Source organism: Desulfovibrio sp. TomC, assembly GCF_000801335.2.
Lineage (GTDB): Bacteria > Desulfobacterota > Desulfovibrionia > Desulfovibrionales > Desulfovibrionaceae > Solidesulfovibrio.
On record NZ_JSEH01000001.1, the window covers coordinates 58,530 to 74,593 of the forward strand.

Annotated in this window: 21 protein-coding genes; 15 read left to right on the forward strand and 6 right to left on the reverse strand. The window is 61.6% G+C overall.

Annotated elements, in window-relative coordinates; genetic code table 11:
- The first annotated feature begins 55 nt into the window (after positions 1-55).
- The 15 genes from tatB (at position 56) to NY78_RS00415 (ending at position 12,505) form a co-directional block, all read left to right on the forward strand.
- Positions 56-379, forward strand: coding sequence for a Sec-independent protein translocase protein TatB (gene tatB, locus NY78_RS00345; RefSeq protein ID WP_043630394.1), 324 nt, complete (start codon positions 56-58; stop codon positions 377-379).
- Between the two features lie 18 nt (positions 380-397).
- Positions 398-988 (forward strand): imidazoleglycerol-phosphate dehydratase HisB, encoded by a 591-nt coding sequence (gene hisB, locus NY78_RS00350; RefSeq protein ID WP_043630819.1) that lies wholly within the window; start codon positions 398-400, stop codon positions 986-988.
- Positions 988-1,668 (forward strand): hypothetical protein, encoded by a 681-nt coding sequence (locus tag NY78_RS00355; RefSeq protein ID WP_043630397.1) that lies wholly within the window; start codon positions 988-990, stop codon positions 1,666-1,668. The genes hisB and NY78_RS00355 overlap by 1 nt, the downstream gene beginning before the upstream one ends.
- On the forward strand, positions 1,665-2,408 hold the full coding sequence (gene hisA, locus NY78_RS00360) for a 1-(5-phosphoribosyl)-5-[(5-phosphoribosylamino)methylideneamino]imidazole-4-carboxamide isomerase (RefSeq protein WP_043630400.1): 744 nt from the start codon (positions 1,665-1,667) through the stop codon (positions 2,406-2,408). Before NY78_RS00355 ends, hisA begins: the two co-directional genes overlap by 4 nt.
- Positions 2,405-2,605 carry a heavy-metal-associated domain-containing protein gene (locus tag NY78_RS00365; protein ID WP_043630402.1) on the forward strand — a complete coding sequence of 67 codons (201 nt, stop codon included), beginning with the start codon at positions 2,405-2,407 and terminating at the stop codon, positions 2,603-2,605. The genes hisA and NY78_RS00365 overlap by 4 nt, the downstream gene beginning before the upstream one ends.
- Before the next feature lie 77 nt (positions 2,606-2,682).
- On the forward strand, positions 2,683-3,372 hold the full coding sequence (locus tag NY78_RS00370; RefSeq protein ID WP_047959955.1) for a thermonuclease family protein: 690 nt from the start codon (positions 2,683-2,685) through the stop codon (positions 3,370-3,372).
- 163 nt (positions 3,373-3,535) lie between these two features.
- Positions 3,536-3,907, forward strand: a complete 372-nt coding sequence (yajC, locus tag NY78_RS00375; protein ID WP_043630404.1) for a preprotein translocase subunit YajC — start codon at positions 3,536-3,538, stop codon at positions 3,905-3,907.
- Positions 3,908-4,021: 114 nt separating this feature from the next.
- Positions 4,022-5,626 (forward strand): protein translocase subunit SecD, encoded by a 1,605-nt coding sequence (gene secD, locus NY78_RS00380; RefSeq protein WP_043630406.1) that lies wholly within the window; start codon positions 4,022-4,024, stop codon positions 5,624-5,626.
- A 168-nt stretch (positions 5,627-5,794) separates the two neighbouring features.
- Complete coding sequence (locus NY78_RS00385; RefSeq protein ID WP_231583661.1) at positions 5,795-7,819, forward strand: S9 family peptidase; 2,025 nt, start codon at positions 5,795-5,797, stop codon at positions 7,817-7,819.
- A gap of 14 nt (positions 7,820-7,833) precedes the next feature.
- A complete protein-coding gene (locus NY78_RS00390; protein WP_047959956.1) occupies positions 7,834-8,697 on the forward strand; it encodes a hypothetical protein in 864 nt (287 codons plus the stop codon).
- A gap of 144 nt (positions 8,698-8,841) precedes the next feature.
- Entirely contained in the window at positions 8,842-9,621 is a 780-nt protein-coding gene (locus NY78_RS00395; protein WP_043630407.1) for a DUF4198 domain-containing protein, read from the forward strand.
- A 72-nt stretch (positions 9,622-9,693) separates the two neighbouring features.
- The gene (gene cbiM, locus NY78_RS00400) at positions 9,694-10,302 is read left to right on the forward strand and encodes a cobalt transporter CbiM (RefSeq protein WP_043630410.1); all 609 of its coding nucleotides are present in this window, start codon (positions 9,694-9,696) and stop codon (positions 10,300-10,302) included.
- Positions 10,303-10,321: 19 nt separating this feature from the next.
- Positions 10,322-11,023, forward strand: coding sequence for a hypothetical protein (locus NY78_RS00405; RefSeq protein WP_043630412.1), 702 nt, complete (start codon positions 10,322-10,324; stop codon positions 11,021-11,023).
- Entirely contained in the window at positions 11,020-11,787 is a 768-nt protein-coding gene (gene cbiQ, locus NY78_RS00410) for a cobalt ECF transporter T component CbiQ (RefSeq protein ID WP_043630414.1), read from the forward strand. The genes NY78_RS00405 and cbiQ overlap by 4 nt, the downstream gene beginning before the upstream one ends.
- Positions 11,780-12,505 (forward strand): energy-coupling factor ABC transporter ATP-binding protein, encoded by a 726-nt coding sequence (locus NY78_RS00415; protein WP_043630417.1) that lies wholly within the window; start codon positions 11,780-11,782, stop codon positions 12,503-12,505. The genes cbiQ and NY78_RS00415 overlap by 8 nt, the downstream gene beginning before the upstream one ends.
- An 80-nt stretch (positions 12,506-12,585) precedes the next feature.
- Here NY78_RS00415 and NY78_RS00420 read toward each other — a convergent pair whose 3' ends face one another.
- From NY78_RS00420 to lspA, 6 genes are read right to left on the reverse strand one after another with little or no spacing between them, the layout of a single operon-like run.
- Entirely contained in the window at positions 12,586-13,317 is a 732-nt protein-coding gene (locus tag NY78_RS00420; protein WP_043630419.1) for a protein phosphatase CheZ, read from the reverse strand.
- Positions 13,318-13,323: 6 nt separating this feature from the next.
- A complete protein-coding gene (locus NY78_RS00425; RefSeq protein WP_043630827.1) occupies positions 13,324-13,848 on the reverse strand; it encodes a PilZ domain-containing protein in 525 nt (174 codons plus the stop codon).
- A 16-nt stretch (positions 13,849-13,864) separates the two neighbouring features.
- Positions 13,865-14,308 carry an NIL domain-containing protein gene (locus tag NY78_RS00430; RefSeq protein ID WP_043630421.1) on the reverse strand — a complete coding sequence of 148 codons (444 nt, stop codon included), beginning with the start codon at positions 14,306-14,308 and terminating at the stop codon, positions 13,865-13,867.
- Between the two features lie 24 nt (positions 14,309-14,332).
- Positions 14,333-15,328: a tol-pal system protein YbgF gene (gene ybgF, locus NY78_RS00435; protein WP_043630422.1), complete on the reverse strand. Its 996-nt coding sequence runs from the start codon at positions 15,326-15,328 to the stop codon at positions 14,333-14,335.
- Positions 15,325-15,555: a PLDc N-terminal domain-containing protein gene (locus tag NY78_RS00440; RefSeq protein WP_043630423.1), complete on the reverse strand. Its 231-nt coding sequence runs from the start codon at positions 15,553-15,555 to the stop codon at positions 15,325-15,327. The genes ybgF and NY78_RS00440 overlap by 4 nt, the downstream gene beginning before the upstream one ends.
- Positions 15,556-15,571: 16 nt before the next feature.
- On the reverse strand, positions 15,572-16,063 hold the full coding sequence (gene lspA, locus NY78_RS00445) for a signal peptidase II (protein WP_043630425.1): 492 nt from the start codon (positions 16,061-16,063) through the stop codon (positions 15,572-15,574).
- Position 16,064 lies beyond the last annotated feature (1 nt).

The following is a 16,064-nucleotide window of genomic DNA, read 5'->3' on the forward strand; positions in this document are numbered from 1 at the left end:
ACGGCGAAGACGTCATAATCCCGGACCGTTTCGGCCCGGCCAAAAGAGTAGTGCTATGTTCGGCATCGGTTCCACGGAGCTTCTGGTCATCCTAGTGGTGGCCCTCATTGTTATCGGCCCTTCCAAGCTGCCTGACCTTATGAAGACGCTCGGCAAGGGTATGGCCGAATTTCGGCGCATGAGCACCGACGTCAAGTCCACCCTGGAAGCCGAGGTGGACCGGGCGGAGCGGGAGCAAAAACAGGCCGAGGCCAAAAAACAGCTGTATCCCGAGACTGCCGAGACCGCTGAAGCGGCTAAACCGGCACAAGCTGAAGCGGCCAAACCGGCACAGACCGGGGCGGCGGCTCCGGCTTCCAAGGAGGCTCCGAGCGCTTAGGCGTTTGGAGAAATGCCCATGCCTGATCGTTTTGGCGCCTATTCCCGGGAGACCGGAGAAACCCGTGTGGCTGTCGAGATCACCATCGACGGAACCGGCACGGCAGTGGTGGACACCGGTTATGGTTTTGCCGACCATATGCTCACCTTGCTTACCTTCTGGGCCGGTTTCGACCTGAAACTGGCCTGTCGGGGCGATCTGGAAGTGGATGCCCACCATTCCCTGGAAGACGTGGCCATTTGCCTTGGCGAGGCCTTTCGTCAGGCCCTGGGGGACCGGGTCGGCATCGCCCGGGTCGGCGACGCCCGGGTGCCCATGGACGAAGCCCTGTGCGACGTGGTTGTCGATCTGTCCGGTCGGCCGTATCTCGTCTACCGGGAAAACGTGCTGCCTCCGATCATTGCCGGCGAGGAAAAAGACCTGTGGCGGGAATTTTTCAAGTCCCTGTCCATTTCCAGCCGGATGAATCTGCATATGCATTTCGTTTATGGACAAAACGGCCACCATCTGGTGGAAGCGGCCTTTAAGGCGTTGGGACTGGCCCTGCGCCGGGCCACGGCCGCGCAAGGATCGAGCAGGGTGCCGAGCACCAAAGGGAGCCTGGACTGATGCGAAGCAAACGATTGGCCTATCTTGGCGTGGCGCTGGTGGGCTTGAGCCTGATGGCCGGCTGCGTGCGCCAGAATGCGACGACTGCCAGGGCTCCGGTGGCAACCGATGCCGGCACGTCAGCCGTGGCTTTCCTGGGCAAGAATTTTGCCGTGATTCCCTTCACCATCCCGGCCACAGATGCCGACCTGCTGGCCGGTTATCTGCCTGCCGCCCGGGTTGTGCCGGAAGTCGCCCCGGTGCATCTCGACGCCGCTATGGATCAGGCCCTGGCCGGCTCCAAGCAGACCATCGTGCCGGGCAAGCTGGCGGCTTCCTGCGCCAAATCCGCTCCGCGCGGCAACGAATCCGGCCGTCTGGCCACGCTGCAGTACTACCAGAACGTCGGCAAGTGCGCCGGCGTGGACTTTGTCGTCGTGCCCATGGTCATTGACTGGCGCGAACGGGTCGGTTCGGAGATCGGATCCACCAATCCGGCCAGCGTCGACTTTGTTCTCTACCTCATTGATGTGCGCACCGGCGGTCTGGTCAAGCAGTTCCACTTCGACGAAACCCAGAAATCCTTGTCGGCCAACATCCTGGACGCCAGAAAGTTCGTGGCCAGAAACGGTCGTTGGCTTTCGGCCATGGAACTGGCCCAGGAAGGCCTCAAGCAGGGGTTGGGGGAGCTTGGACTGTGATTGTATTCCCGGCTGTTGATATCAAGGATGGGCAATGTGTCCGGCTGCGCCAGGGCGTGGCCGACGCAGTCACCGTTTTTTCGCCGGATCCCGAGGCCATGGCCCGGCATTGGGCCGGACTGGGCGCCCAGTGGCTGCATTTGATCGATCTGGACGGCGCCTTTAGCGGCAAGCCCCGCAATTTCGATCTCATCGCCCGCATCTGTTCCGGCCTCGATATTCCGGTGCAGCTTGGCGGCGGCGTGCGCGATGCGGCTACGGCGGCCGCCTATCTTGACGCCGGCGTGCGCCGACTCATCATCGGCACCCTGGCCCTGGCCGATCCTGCGGCCTTTGCCGCCATCTGCGCCGCCCATCCCGGCCAAGTCGGGGTATCGCTCGACGCCGTGGACGGCAACCTCAAGGTCAAGGGCTGGGTCGAGGACTCGGGCCAGACCGTCGAGGACGTGCTCCCCGGGTTGGCCGCGGCCGGCGCGGCCTTTGTGGTCTATACCGACATCAGCCGCGACGGGATGCAGTCCGGGGTCAATCTGCCGGCCTTGGCCCGCCTGCTGACCCTGACCGAACTGCCGGTCATCGCCGCTGGCGGCGTAGCCACCCTGGACGACGTCAAGGCGCTCTATCCCTATGGGAAAAAGGGCCTGGAGGGCCTCATTTCCGGCCGGGCCATCTACGAGGGCACCCTCGATTTTCCGGCGGCCCTGGCCTACATTGCCGCAAAGACCAAGGAGGACGCATGAAAACCATTGAAGTCGGCGGAATGCACTGTGGCAACTGCGCCAATTCCGTGACCAAGACGTTGTCTGCTGTGCCGGGTCTGTCCAATGTTTCCGTGGATCTTGCCAAGGGACTGGCGACCTTTGAAGGCGATGCGCCCGAGGACGTCATCAAGGCGGCCATCGACGCCATTGGCTTTGTTCCAGGAGCCATCAAGTAGCCAAGCGGTGCCCAATCGCTCTGGATACGGCCGTCGCGGCAAACGCGGCGGCCGCTTTATTTGGGGAGGTAGGAAGCATGAACTGTGAAACTGGTCGCAGGGCAGGGGGGCGCTGCATCGCCACGCTTTGTTTGGTCCTGGCCCTGTCCTGGTTCTGTGCCCCAGTGCTCCTGGCCGGAATGGACCCGGCCCTGGTGCGGGTGGATACCGTGTTTGACGGCGACACCTGCCAGCTGACCGACGGACGCCGGGTCCGTCTGGCCGGCATCGATGCCCCGGAAATGGCCCACGACGGCCGGCCGGCCCAGTATTATGCCGGCGAGGCTCAAGCGCTCCTGCTTCGCCTCACCCGGGGCGTTTCGTTGCGGTTTGTTGGAGTCGGGCCGGAGAGGGACCGTTTCGATCGGTTGCTCGGCGACCTCCTGCTCCCGGATGGCACGTCGGTCGCCGCCCGGCTCGTTGGCGAGGGCGCAGCCTTTTTCTTCTGGTTTGACGACCTGCCTCAGGATTTGGCCGAACGGCTGCTCTCGGCCCAGCAACGGGCCATGGCGGCAGGCCGGGGCGCATGGCCGCGTCTGCTGGCCCTGCCGAGGCCAACCGCACCCTATGTGGGCAACACCGCCTCCCACCGGTTTCATGCGCCTGATTGCCCGGATGCGGCCCGTATCGGCCGGCGCAATCGGGTGGTCTTGCCAACGCTGACCGAGGCCTTTGGTCGGGGGTTTGCCCCGGCCAGGGATTGTACGCCTTGGCCCGTTGCCCCCTGATCGGGCTTTCCAAGTCGCCCCAAACACAATTGAACCTTGACGTGGCGGCTTTTTTGGACCATCCATTTTGGCGCGATAGACTTGTTCCGAGCCATGCATCGTCATGCGGATGTTGCCGCGAGACGATCTTTCGGACGCTACCACCATCTCAACTGGAGGCATCATGCTTTTTCCGAGCCTGGCGCACGCCATGGGCGCCGCTCCCGGCGGCGACGCTGCCGGGGGCAACCCCATCACCGCCTTTTTGCCGCTTATCCTTATGTTCGCCATCTTCTATTTTCTGCTTATCCGTCCCCAGCAGAAAAAAGCCAAGCAGCACCGGGAATACCTGGGCGGCCTCAAGCGCGGCGACTACATCCTGACCGGCGGCGGCATCTACGGCCGCATCATGGAAGTTCATGGCGACAAACTGAGTGTTGAAATCGCCAAGGACCTCAATATCGAGATCAATCGCAGCTTTGTGTCCGGCCCCGGCGACGTTGCCGCCCCGGCGGCCAAGGCCGAGCCCAAGGGCAAAGACAAGTCAAAGGACTAAGGATATCCCACTTCGGGCCGCGTGACGCCCGAAGCGACGACGAAGGGCTGCCGCGGCAGTCCCTTCGTTTTGTCGTTGCACAGTAGCGCAAGCTTCCCAAGGAGAGCCTCGCCCATGACTGGAAATCTGCGTTGGCGACTGGCCGTGATCAGTCTCGTGGCCTTTTTGGGCCTCATTTACATGTTGCCCTCCCTGGGGTCGGTCAAGCAGACTTTTTTGGGCAAATTCCTGCCCGATGACGTCATCAATCTGGGCCTTGACCTTAAAGGCGGCATTCACCTCACTCTTGGCGTCGATGTGGACAAAGCCCTGACCACCTCCCTGGCCCAGATGGGCCGGGATATCCGCGATCAGGCCAAGGAAGAAGGCATTGCCATCCAGCGGCCAACGACCACGGCCGATGGCAAACAGCTGGAATTCGTCCTGGCCACCCCGGACAAGCGGGAGGCGCTAGGCACCTTCCTGTCCAACCATTTTTCGGTGCTCCACGTGGATAGTGTTGACAGCTCCGCCGAAGGCCACTTCCTTTACAAATTGTCGTTTACCAAACGCTACAGGGAAGATCAGGCCCGCATGACCGTGGATCAGGCCGTCAAGACCATCCGCAACCGCATCGACGAATTCGGCGTGGCCGAACCTGATATCCGCAAGCAGACCGACAACCGCATTCAGATCCAGCTGCCGGGTCTTCAGGACCCCGAACGGGCCATCAAGCTCATCGGCAAGACCGCCCACCTGGAGTTCAAGGTTGTGGACGACACGGCCGATCTGGAAAAGGCCCAGAAGGGCATCTTGCCCCCTGGCGATGAAATGTCGGTTTTGCGCCACAGAAATCCTGACGGGTCCTACCTGGAACGGCCCATCGTCCTCAAGGCCGACGCCGTCATGACCGGTGAGAATATTGCCGACGCCCGGGCCAATTTCGATGCCAACAACCAGGCCTACGTGGCCTTGACCTTCACGCCCGGCGGCGCGCGGCAGTTCGAGCGCGTCACGGGTGAAAACGTCAAGAAGCAACTGGCCATCGTGCTCGACGGCAAGGTTTACTCTGCACCCACCATCCAGGAAAAGATCGGCGGCGGCCGGGCCAGTATCACCGGGCGCTTTTCCACTGAGGAAGCCCGCGATCTGGCCATTGTGCTGCGCGCCGGAGCCTTGCCTGCCCCGGTCAATATCCTGGAGCAGCGCACGGTCGGCCCATCGCTTGGCCAGGAATCCATCGAGAAAGGCGTTTATTCGGCCGTGGTCGGCGGCGTCATCGTCATCACCTTCATGATTCTTTACTACGGCGTGGCCGGAGCCGTGGCCGACATGGCCCTGCTGTTCAATCTGGTGCTCATCGTGGCCGGTTTGGCCGGGTTCGGGGCGACCCTGACCCTGCCGGGTATTGCCGGCATCATCCTGACCATCGGCATGGCCGTTGACGCCAACGTCATCATCTTTGAACGCATTCGTGAGGAACTGCGCCGGGGGCTGACGGCCCGGTCGGCCGTGGACGTGGGCTACAGCCGCGCTACGCTGACCATCTTTGACGCCAACGTGACCACCGTCATCGCTGCCGTGGTCCTGTATCAGTTCGGCACCGGCCCCATTCGGGGGTTTGCCGTAACGCTGATCCTTGGCATCGTGGCCTCGATGTTCACGGCCATTTTCTTCACACGATTCCTCTTCGATCTGTGGCTGTCCAAACGGCCGACTGACACTGCCATCCACATCTGATTGCCCGGCCCCCGCAAGGGGGCCTTTCTTTTGGGGGGATTTGACCACAGCCTCAACCGATCATACACTGTCGCAGTGTTCCCTGCGAGGTCCTTTGTGCCCCATGTAAGCATTCGACATCTGCTGGCCTGCCTTCTCCTCCTGGCCGTCCCCTTGACGGCGGCCCAAGTGAAGGCCGCAAGTCAGGGGAAATCTTTTGGCATCGACGACATGCTGCGCGTGGCCATGATAGATGACGTGCGTGTGACCGCTGATGGCCGGCACGCCGCCTTTGTCGTCACCCGGGCCGTGATGCAAGGCGATGCCGGCGAATTGACCTCGCGCATCTATCTGGCCGATCCGGCCAAAGGAACGGCCAGACCCGTCACTGCAGACAATGAAACCAGCGACAAACCGCGCTTTTCCCCAGACGGTTCAAAATTGGCCTATCTGGTCGAAGGCGAGAACGGCACGGACATCTTCCTGCTGCAGCTTGCCGCCGGCCAGACCCGCCGTATCGCGGGCGGATACGATGACATTTTGGATTTGGCCTTTTCCCCGGACGGCAAGTCCCTGGTTGCAACCGTGGCCACACCGGTCAGGACGAACGAGGCGCGCCAATCCGGCTGCGATGCCGAAGTGGAGGTGTTCGACAGCGGCGTAGGTATGATCAGGCTCGTCCTTTTCCCTTTGAGCCCAGGAGGACAACCCCGTCCTCTGGTCAGCGATCGGGATGTTGGAGCCTTTGCCTTTTCCCCTGATGGCCGCAACATTGTTTTTGAAACCGCCGATCCGGCCACACCGCCGAGGGGTCGGCGCGCCACCGCCACGACCAGCCATCCCGCACCAGTCGATGCCACCAATGCCGATATCGCGGTGGTTGATGTGGCCCGGGGCGACGTGCGGCTCCTGACTGCGACCGAGGCCTCGGAAAATACCCCCAGCGTTTCCCCGGACGGCGCAACCGTGGCCTATGTCGCCAGTGCCGCTCCCGGGTTTTACTACAGCGCCGGCCGGGTCATGCTGGTCCCCCTGGCCGGAGGACAGCCTCGGGCTTTGGCCCAGACCCCCAATGCCCGCCCGGAATTGCTGGGCTGGGCCGCTGATGGCAAAAGCCTCCTGGTCCGTGAAGCCGAAGGGGTCAGCGCCGTCATATACGCCATCCCCGTCAACGGGGATGCCCCGCGTCCCGTGTCGGACACGCCCCATGTCGCTACCCAGGCCGTCTTGTCCCCTGGCGGGCGGTTTCTCGGGCTGGTCCTGACCGACACTGATCTCCCGCCGGAAGTCTACCTGACGCCGGCTGACCAATTTGTTCCCCGGGCGATATCTTCCATCAACCACGCCTTTACCGCTTTTCGGACGTCCCGGTCCGTCACGGTGCACTGGCAGTCTGCCGACGGGACCTCCATCGAAGGGTTATACATCCCGCCGGTGGCGGCCTCAACGGAGCCGCCGCCACTGCTTATTGAATTGCACGGCGGCCCGGCCCAGGCAGCCCAACGGATCTATCTGGGTTCGCTGGACAGCTACCCCCTGGCGGTCTTTTCCGAGCGCGGCTACGCCCTTTTCCAGCCTAACGTCCGTGGTTCCGACGGCTATGGACCGCAATTTCGCCAGGCAATCGTCAACGATTGGGGCGGGGTGGATTTCGCGGACTTGCAAACCGGCATCAATGCGCTTGTTGCCCGCGGACTGGCCGATCCCAACCGTTTGGGCATTATGGGCTGGAGCTATGGCGGCTATCTGACCGCCTGGGCCATCGGCCATACCGACCGCTTTGCCGCAGCGTCCATCGGAGCCGGCATCACCAACCTGACGAGCCTTTGCGGCAGTATGGATCTCCCTGATTTTATTCCTCTCTATTTCGGTGGCGAGGCCTATGAGCGCTTCGACCTCCTGTTTGATCGTTCGCCGCTCAAATACGCTGCCTCCATGACAACGCCGACGCTGTTTCAGCACGGCGTCAGTGACGAACGGGTCCCATTCACCCAGGCCCTGGAACTCTATACCGCCTTGTCGCGGCGCGGCATCGTGACTCGTCTGGCTGCGTATCCCAGAAGCGGCCATGACATCACCGAACCAGGCCTGCTGCGCGATCTTATGGTGCGAAATCTGGCTTGGTTCACGAAATTCGTGCCCGTTGGCGGTCCTTCGGCCACGGCTCCCGCACCCGGTGTCACGTCGCAGGCGGCTCCGCCGGACAACGGCTAGCGGGCGGCGGATCAGTGTCTTTCTTGCTCCCGCCCTTCCTGTCTGGCTGGCGCACGCTCGTAGGGGTGGCCTGTCTGTTGGCGCTTTGGAGCGGGGCAGCCGTGGCCGACGGCGGTTCTTGGGAACTGTCGGCCACGGCACGTTCTTTGGGCTACCGGGATATGCGGGAGCCTGTCTCGTTCACCCCCTCGGCGGCCTATGTGCCCCAGCATGGCGGCTGGACCCGCAGCTGGACCGAACAACGAGCATTCATTGGTGCTTTGTACCGGGTCATCGACCAACGCCATGTAGTCGTTTCGGCTGGCGGGAACATCGGCACGGCCGTAGGCGTTTTCGAGGCCAAAAACGTCGGCCAGGGTTTTGCCGAATTGTGGCAGACCAAACCGGCGCTTGTCTGGGGGCCGTGTGCCCGGGTGGTTGTTCGCCGGGAACCGGGGCAGGGGGTGTTTGCCCGTCTGGAGTACGCCTATTTTTCCGCGGCCGCAGGCGAAGCCCGGGAAGAGGTGTCGAGTCCCTCCGGAACCGGGACGCCCCCTTCGGCCCGGGACGCTTTTTTCGCCTGGACCAGCCACGAAGCAAGTGCTGCGCTTGGCTATGACTGGGGACGGTTCAGCGCCAGTGCCGGCCTGTCCCTGATCGCCTTTCGCCTGGACAAGCGCCTCACCCACCACGTTGATCCCACCGGGTCCTCGGGCAATGCCCTGGCCGCCATCCTGGCCCTCAATGCCTTCCCCAGCCACTATGTCTACGAACCCAGATCCCTCGTTGCCCCGATACTCAGCCTGACGTTTCGTCCTACAGAGCGCCTCTCCCTGGAAGGGAGTATCCGGCCTACGGATCAGCCAGACGTTTCCCTGCGCCTGGGGCTTGCCTTTTAGGCGGCAGTTCCAGATTGGGCGGCATCAGGAGAAGAAAATGAGTGTCTTATCGTGTTACCATATTGAATAACGTTTGAAATTGAGATACCTTTCTTCTGTGTCGTGCTGGATGCCGACGCCAAAATATGGAAAGGAGACTGCATTATGCGCCTATTCCGTCTTTCTCTGACCCTGGCAGTCCTGGCTCTCAGCGCCAGCCCGGCCCTGGCCCACTTCGGCATGATTATCCCGTCGACGGACGTGGTAACGGACAAAAGCAAGGCTAAAGTTGAGCTTACGGTCTCCTTTTCGCATCCCATGGAAGGCAAAGGCATGGATATGGCCAAGCCCAAAGCCTTTGGCGTCCAGGACGGCAACCAGAAAACCGACCTGCTCGCCACGCTTAAACCGACCAAGGTCATGGACCACGACGCCTGGAGTGGCGAGTTCACCTTTAAAAAGCCCGGTGTCGGCACGTTTTATCTCGTTCCCGAGCCCTATTTCGAGCCGGCAGAGGACAAGTTCATCGAGCACCTGACCAAGGTGGTCGTGCCGGCCTTTGGCGAGGAAGAGGGCTGGGATGCGCCGGTGGGGTTGTCTGCCGAGATCGTGCCGCTGACCCGTCCGTTCGGCAACTACGTTGGCAACGTATTTACAGGCAAGGTGCTCGTTGACGGCAAGCCGGCGGCCGACGTCGCGGTCGAGGTGGAGTACTACAACAAGGAGAAGGCCTTCGAGGCCCCAAACGAGTACATGACGGCCCAGGTGGTCAAGACTGATGCAAACGGCGTGTTCAACTGTGCCGTGCCTTTTGCCGGCTGGTGGGGCTTTGCCGCCCTCACCGACGCCCCGGAGACCGTGCAAAAGGACGGGGCCGCCAAGAAGATCGAGCGTGGAGCGGTTTTATGGACCAAGTTCGTTGAACCCAAGCGCAAGAAGAAGTAGAACGAACCGCCTTGCCGGGGACAGCGGCCTTTTGTTGTCCCCGGCTGCGGGCAAATCAACCGTGGGGCGGCCATGCATATATCCGAAGGTGTACTCTCCGGGCCGGTCCTGGCTGGCGGTTGGGCTCTGGCTGCTGTCGGCACGACCCTGGGGCTTAAACGCCTCGATTACGATCGCCTGATGACCGTGGCCATTCTATCGGCCGCGTTTTTCGTTGGGTCGTTGATCCATGTGCCCATCGGGCCGGTCAGCGCCCACCTCATCCTTAACGGCTTGCTCGGGGCCATCCTCGGGGTGGCTGCTTTTCCAGCCATTTGTGTGGCCTTGCTGCTGCAGGCCGTGCTTTTTCAGTACGGCGGCCTGGTTGTCCTGGGGGTTAACACCTTTGACATGGCTTTTCCGGCCGTGGCCTGTTCCCTGATTTTCGGGCCGTGGCTGCGAAGCGCCGGGAGCCTGCGCACGGTCGGCGCATTTTGCTGCGGCTTTTGTGCCGTGCTCCTGGCCGCGCTGTTGACGGCCGGCGCCTTGGCCCTGTCCGGTGAAGCCTTTATGACCACGGCCACGGCCATTTTCCTGGCCCATCTGCCCATCATGGCCGTGGAAGGGGTCATTACGGCCATGGCTGTTGGGTTTCTGGCCAAGGTGCGCCCCGAGTTGCTGACCATCCGTCTGGCGGGCTGACGTCTGCCAAGGAGCCGCTATGTTGCGCTTTCTGCCGCGCCTCCCGGGCCTTGTCTGGGCGGCGACGTTGTTTCTCGTTTCAGTGTGTCCGGCCCAGGCCCATCGGGTGAATGTGTTTGCCTACGTCGAAGGGGACTCCGTTGTGGTGGAGTGCAGCTACAGTCGCTCACAGCGCGTACGCTTTGGCGCTATCGAGGTGGTAAACGCCGCCACGGGAACGCCGTACCTGACGGGCAAAACGGATGAAACCGGCAGTTTTCGGTTTCCCGTTCCGCCCGAGGCCCGGGCGGCCAAAGCCGACCTGCGCATCGTGTTGCGGGCCGGCGAGGGGCATCAAAACGAAGAGGTGCTCAAGGCTGCGGAATACCTTGCCGCCGGGCCGGCTGCGTCCGCACCAACGCCAGGCGCGGCTGCGGCTGCATCGCCCCCGGCCGCCAACCCGGATGTCCCGTCCGTTGCCGGAAAGCCGGCCCAGACGCCGCCGGCCGAAGCCCGTGCCGCCCTCCAGCCCGAAGCCGCCGTGGCGGCTATGGACCCAGCCGTCTTGCAGGCTGTTGTGGAAGCCGCGGTGGAGAAAAAAATCGCGCCTCTTCGGGCCATTCTGGTCAGTGAGCAGGAAAAAGGACCGGGATTGAGGGAAATTATCGGCGGCATCGGCTGGCTGGTCGGGCTGGCCGGAATTGCCGCCTATATAGGCAGCCGAAGACGGTCCGGCACATGATCGACGATCAACTCGCCAATGGAACGTCGCCTATCCATACCTTGGACGCCCGCTGCCGATTGGCGGCCTGCCTGCTTCTGTCCGTGGTCGCCGCCCTGGCCCGCACGCCGCAAGCCCCGGTGTTCATTCTGACAGCCGGACTGCTCCTGACGGCCCTGTCCGGGGCCTCGCCGGGGGTTGTGCTGCGCCGGGCGGCAGCCGTCAATGTCTTCATCTTTTTTCTTTGGCTCTTTGTCCCGCTTTCTACCCCCGGGACGCCGCTGTGGCAGGAGTTTGGCCTGACCGTCAGCCGGGAGGGCGTCTCCCTGGCCTGGCTGGTGACGCTCAAGGCCAACGCCGTCTTTTTTTGCGTCCTGTCGCTGTTGGCCACCATCCCGGCCCCGGCTCTGGGAAGGGCCATGACGTCTCTTGGCGTCCCAGCCAAATTCTCCTTTCTTTTTGTTTTCACCTACCGCTACCTTCACGTCATTGCCGAGGAATATGAGAGATTGGTCACTGCGGCCCGCTTAAGGGGCTTTGTCCCGGCAACGGACGGACGGACTTATCGTACCTACGCCGCCCTGGTCGCCATGGTGTTGGTGCGCAGCTACGACCGGTCCCAGCGTGTCTACCAAGCTATGCTGCTTCGCGGCTTTACCGGGGTTTTCCCGTGTCTGAACCGGTTTCAGGCTGGTCGCCGGGATGTGCTGTTTCTGAGTGCCGTCGTGGCCGTAGCCGGGCTTGCGGTTTTTTTCGAAGTACTGGTCAGGAGTGGGAATGTCTGAGCCGTTGCTTGAATTGTCCCAGGTCTGTTTCACCTATCCCGGAGCGGGGAGCCCCGTGTTGTCGGAACTGGATTTGCGCTTCGAGGCCACCAAGCGTATCGGGCTGTTCGGACCCAACGGGTCCGGGAAAACCACGCTGCTCCATGTGATCATGGGCCTTTTGCGTCCTCAGTCCGGTGTGGTCCGGCACAAAGGGCGTACCGTTGCAACCGAGCGCGATTTTCGGGAGGTGCGACGCAGCATCGGCATGTTGCTGCAAAACGCCGATGATCAGATCATCTATCCGACCGTCCTCGACGACGTGGCCTTCGGACCGCTCAACCGGGGCCTGTCGGGGGAGGCTGCCCGTGCGTTGGCCGAGCAGACCCTGGCCATGCTCGGCCTGGAGGGGTTTGGCGAACGGCTGGCCCATCGCCTGTCTGGCGGCGAAAAAAAACTCGTTTCCCTGGCCGGGGTGTTGGCCATGGAGCCGGATGCCTTACTGCTGGACGAACCGACCGGGGGACTCGACCCAGCCACTCGGGAACGGTTGGTCGCTATTCTGGAACGCCTCGGCAAACCCATGATCATCATTTCCCACGATTGGGATTTTTTGGCCCATGTGACCGATACCTACTATTCCATTGAGAACGGCCGCCTGATCCGGAATCCGAATCTGATCCTGCACCGCCATGTCCATGGGCATCCCATGGGCGACCACGACCATCATCACCATTAGTACGCATAAGGGCGCGCTGCTGCGGGAGGCCACGGCAGCGCGCCCTTGAACAGGCGCGGTCAGGTCGAAGGACGCTGGCGTTACAGACCGAGTTGGGCCAGCAGATCATCCACCGAGCCTTGCTGGGTGTCCATTTGCGGCCCCTTAAGCTCGGTCACCTTCTGCTTGGCTTCGGCCTTGAGGTCTTCAATGTCGCGATCGGGCGCTTCGGCTTGAGCCCGGATCTGCAGCCCGGTGGAGAGATAGAGTTCCAGGACGATCTGTTCGACCTTTTTGATGGCGGAAATGATGCGTTTGATGCGTTGGCCGGTCAAATCCTGAAAACTGAGCGTGGTCATGATGCGCATCAAGTCTTCGCCCAGGGCGTCATTGGCCGCCTGCAGCTTGGCCACGTCCTTGGGTCCGGCATAGCCGCCGGGGAGCCCGGCCAGCACGGCAGCCGAGTCAGCTTGCAGGTCCATGTGCTTTTCAACGATATCCATGATCTCGGTCGTGGCGGATTCCGTGGTCTGCAAGATATTGTCGAGCTGCTGGGCGGCTTCCTGAAAGAGCTGGTCAGCCTGCTGCCTGTCGCCGGCGCTGGGTTCGTTGTCGTGCTTGGCCGCCTGCACGATTTCTTTGTAGATATCCTGCAGACCGGTGCGCATTTCATCATTTAAGCGCTTGTGAAATTCGCTTTCCAGAAGCGCCCGGGAGAGTGTCCGGGCCACTTCCCGTTCAATGGTGGCTCCGATACTTTCCCGCAGATCCGGCACCACTTCCTGGACGATTTTTTCCAGCAGACGGTCGAGCAATTCATCGTCATTGACCATATGGCATCAATCCCATTTTTTTCCGCGAAGATCGTCCCGCTGGCTTTGAAAGACGAATTGCACAATGCTTTCCAGGTCGCGTTCCCGGATGCGCGTGAAATCAAGGGCGTAAATGGCTTTACCGTCCACGTCGTCGCAACGGATGATCCGCCCCATGGCTCCGGAAAGGCGCATGGGAAAGCGTGACAGCACAATAACGACTTCAACGGGTTGATCCAGGGGAAGCGCCTCCGGGGTCGAAAACCGTACCCCGGCTCCGCTTATCTCCACGATATCCATGCTGACAGGAAAATCCGCCTCAAGCAGATCACGATTTTGTATGGACAGCAGCATGTCGAGCTTGGAATTGATGGTACTGAGCATTGCGTACAGCGGCTCGCTCATGCCGGTGTCGCGCGGGTCCACACTGCAAATCGTCGATCCCATGGGCGGCGAATCACGGTAGAGCGGAACTTCTTCGGTGTCTGGCAAAAGTCGCAGATGGCCGCGAAGACGCGTTGGGATACGCATGTAGGAGCGTTTTTCATCCACGGCAGACACCTCGCTGTTACATGACGCCGTTTTCGAGCAACATCTCCATGGCCTTCACCGGACAGACCTTGGTGCACATACCGCAAGCCGAGCAGGTCTCACTATCAAACTCCACCAGTCGGGTTTCGATGTTCAGCGACAGGGCTTTGGTCGGGCAAAGGGCTGTGCACATGCCGCAATGGATACAGCTGTCCTCGTCGCGGGAGATACGCTGGGCCACCGGAGCCACCCCGATGCCTTGTTCCTTGAGATAGTCGACGCCGTGCTGGTAGGCATCCCTGGAACCAGTGATCTCGATAGTCATCTGTCCTTCCTGGCGCGGCGTGATCTGGGCGCGCAGAATGCTGAACCCCAGACCGTGCAACCGGGCCAGATCGCAGACGAGCGGTTTGCCCGAGGCTTCTGGAGGAAAGGTCAGATAGACTACTTTACGATATTGCTTGTCTTGTGTCGTATCCATGAAATTGGTCGCTCCTGGCCGGCGCTACTTGGGCATCATGGTTTTGGCCCGGGCAGCAAAAGCGGAATCCGGGTATTTGTCGATGACTTCTTTAAACGACAACTTGGCCGCGCCGGCATTGCCGAGCTTGGAGAAGGCCACACCGCGTTTGAACAGGGCGTCGGCGTGTTTGGCGCTCTTGGGATATTTCTCGATGACTTCCTGATAAGACAGGGCGGCATTGGCGAAATCCCCAACCTGGAAATAGCACTCGCCGGTCCAGAACAAGGCATTGGGCATCAGCGGGCTGGTCTTGAAATTGCGGACGAACTCCTGAAAAATTCCCAATGCCTGCTGGTACTGATGGGCATTGAAACTGGTGAGGCCCTTGGCATAGACCGCATCGGCCGGACTTTGCGCTTCCGACACCGCCGGCGGGGCGACAGCGCCGCTTGGGGCCGGCGGCGGGACCTGGGCCGTCGCCTGAGGGGCTGCGGCATAGCCAGAAGGATTATACGGCGGAATGGGTTCGTCTGCATCGTCGCCGCCAGCCTGGGCAGCTTGGCCGCCATAGCCGGCTTGCGGCTGGCCATAGGCCGGTGCGCCGTACCCGGCCTGGGGAGCTGCGCCATAACCGGGCTGCGCAGCGACGGCGGCAGCTTGGGGCGCTTGAACCCCATAGGCGGTCCGGGGCGGCGTGGCCGCAGCGCCATAGCCGGGCTGGGCAGCCGGGGCGGCATTGGCTCCGGCAGAATCGATATCAATGGCCAATTGGGAGGCCATGCGGCTCACCTGACCCTCCAGGCGGGCAACGCGGCCGGCCAGTTCCGGGTCCTGGCGGTTGCGCTCGACCTGCTGGGTCAGTTCCTCGACTTTGGCGTTTAAACGACGGGTTTCACCCTTGGCGTTTTCCAGTTCGGCCCACATATCGGCCGGGGTATTGAGCGGCGACGGGGCCTTGGGAGCCGGTGCGCACCCGCCGGTCAGGGCAGCGATCAGGGCGGCGGCCAGCACCGTTTTTTTTGCGTGACAGGGCTTCATGACAGCTTGCGACCTCGCTTGCGTCCCCAGATAAAATAAACAACCCCTCCCAGCACGGGCACGAAAATGGCCAGGAGGAACCAGAACATCTTCTCCAGGTGGGATGGAAATTCCCTGTGGAAGCTGTGCCATATTGCAATGAAATTGGGAAGGATAGGCAGGGCCAAAAGTCCGAAGAAAAGGGCGATCTGGCCGGGCGTCATGGCTGGCAGTTCAGGCAGAATCATGTGCATCCTCAGAAGGTTAGGAGCCGGCCATAGGGCGGCGCAAATGGTAAAAGGCAACCAGTAGCCCAAGCGACCCCAGGAATATGGCAATGTCGGCCACATTAAAGGCCGGCCAGTGGTAGCTCTTCCAGTAAAAATCTAGAAAATCGACCACTTCGCCGGTCTTTATACGATCAATAAGGTTGCCTATGGCCCCGCCGAGGATAAGTCCGAGCCCGATGATAAGCAGCTTGTCGCCGTCGCGGGCCATGCGCAGCAGATGCATGATGATCAGGACGGCCAGGGCTGTTGCCGCGAAAAAGAAGTAGGTCTGCCACTGGATGTCCGAGCGGTTGAGGAAGCCGAAGGCTGCGCCGCGATTGAGCACATGGACGATGTTAAAAAAGCCCGGAATGACCGTTCTGGTGGTGTAAAGCACCAGATGGTTTTGTATCCAGAGCTTGGTGATCTGATCGAGCAAGATGACGGCGACGGCCACAGGCAGCGCCAGTTTGTAGCTCAAACGCATG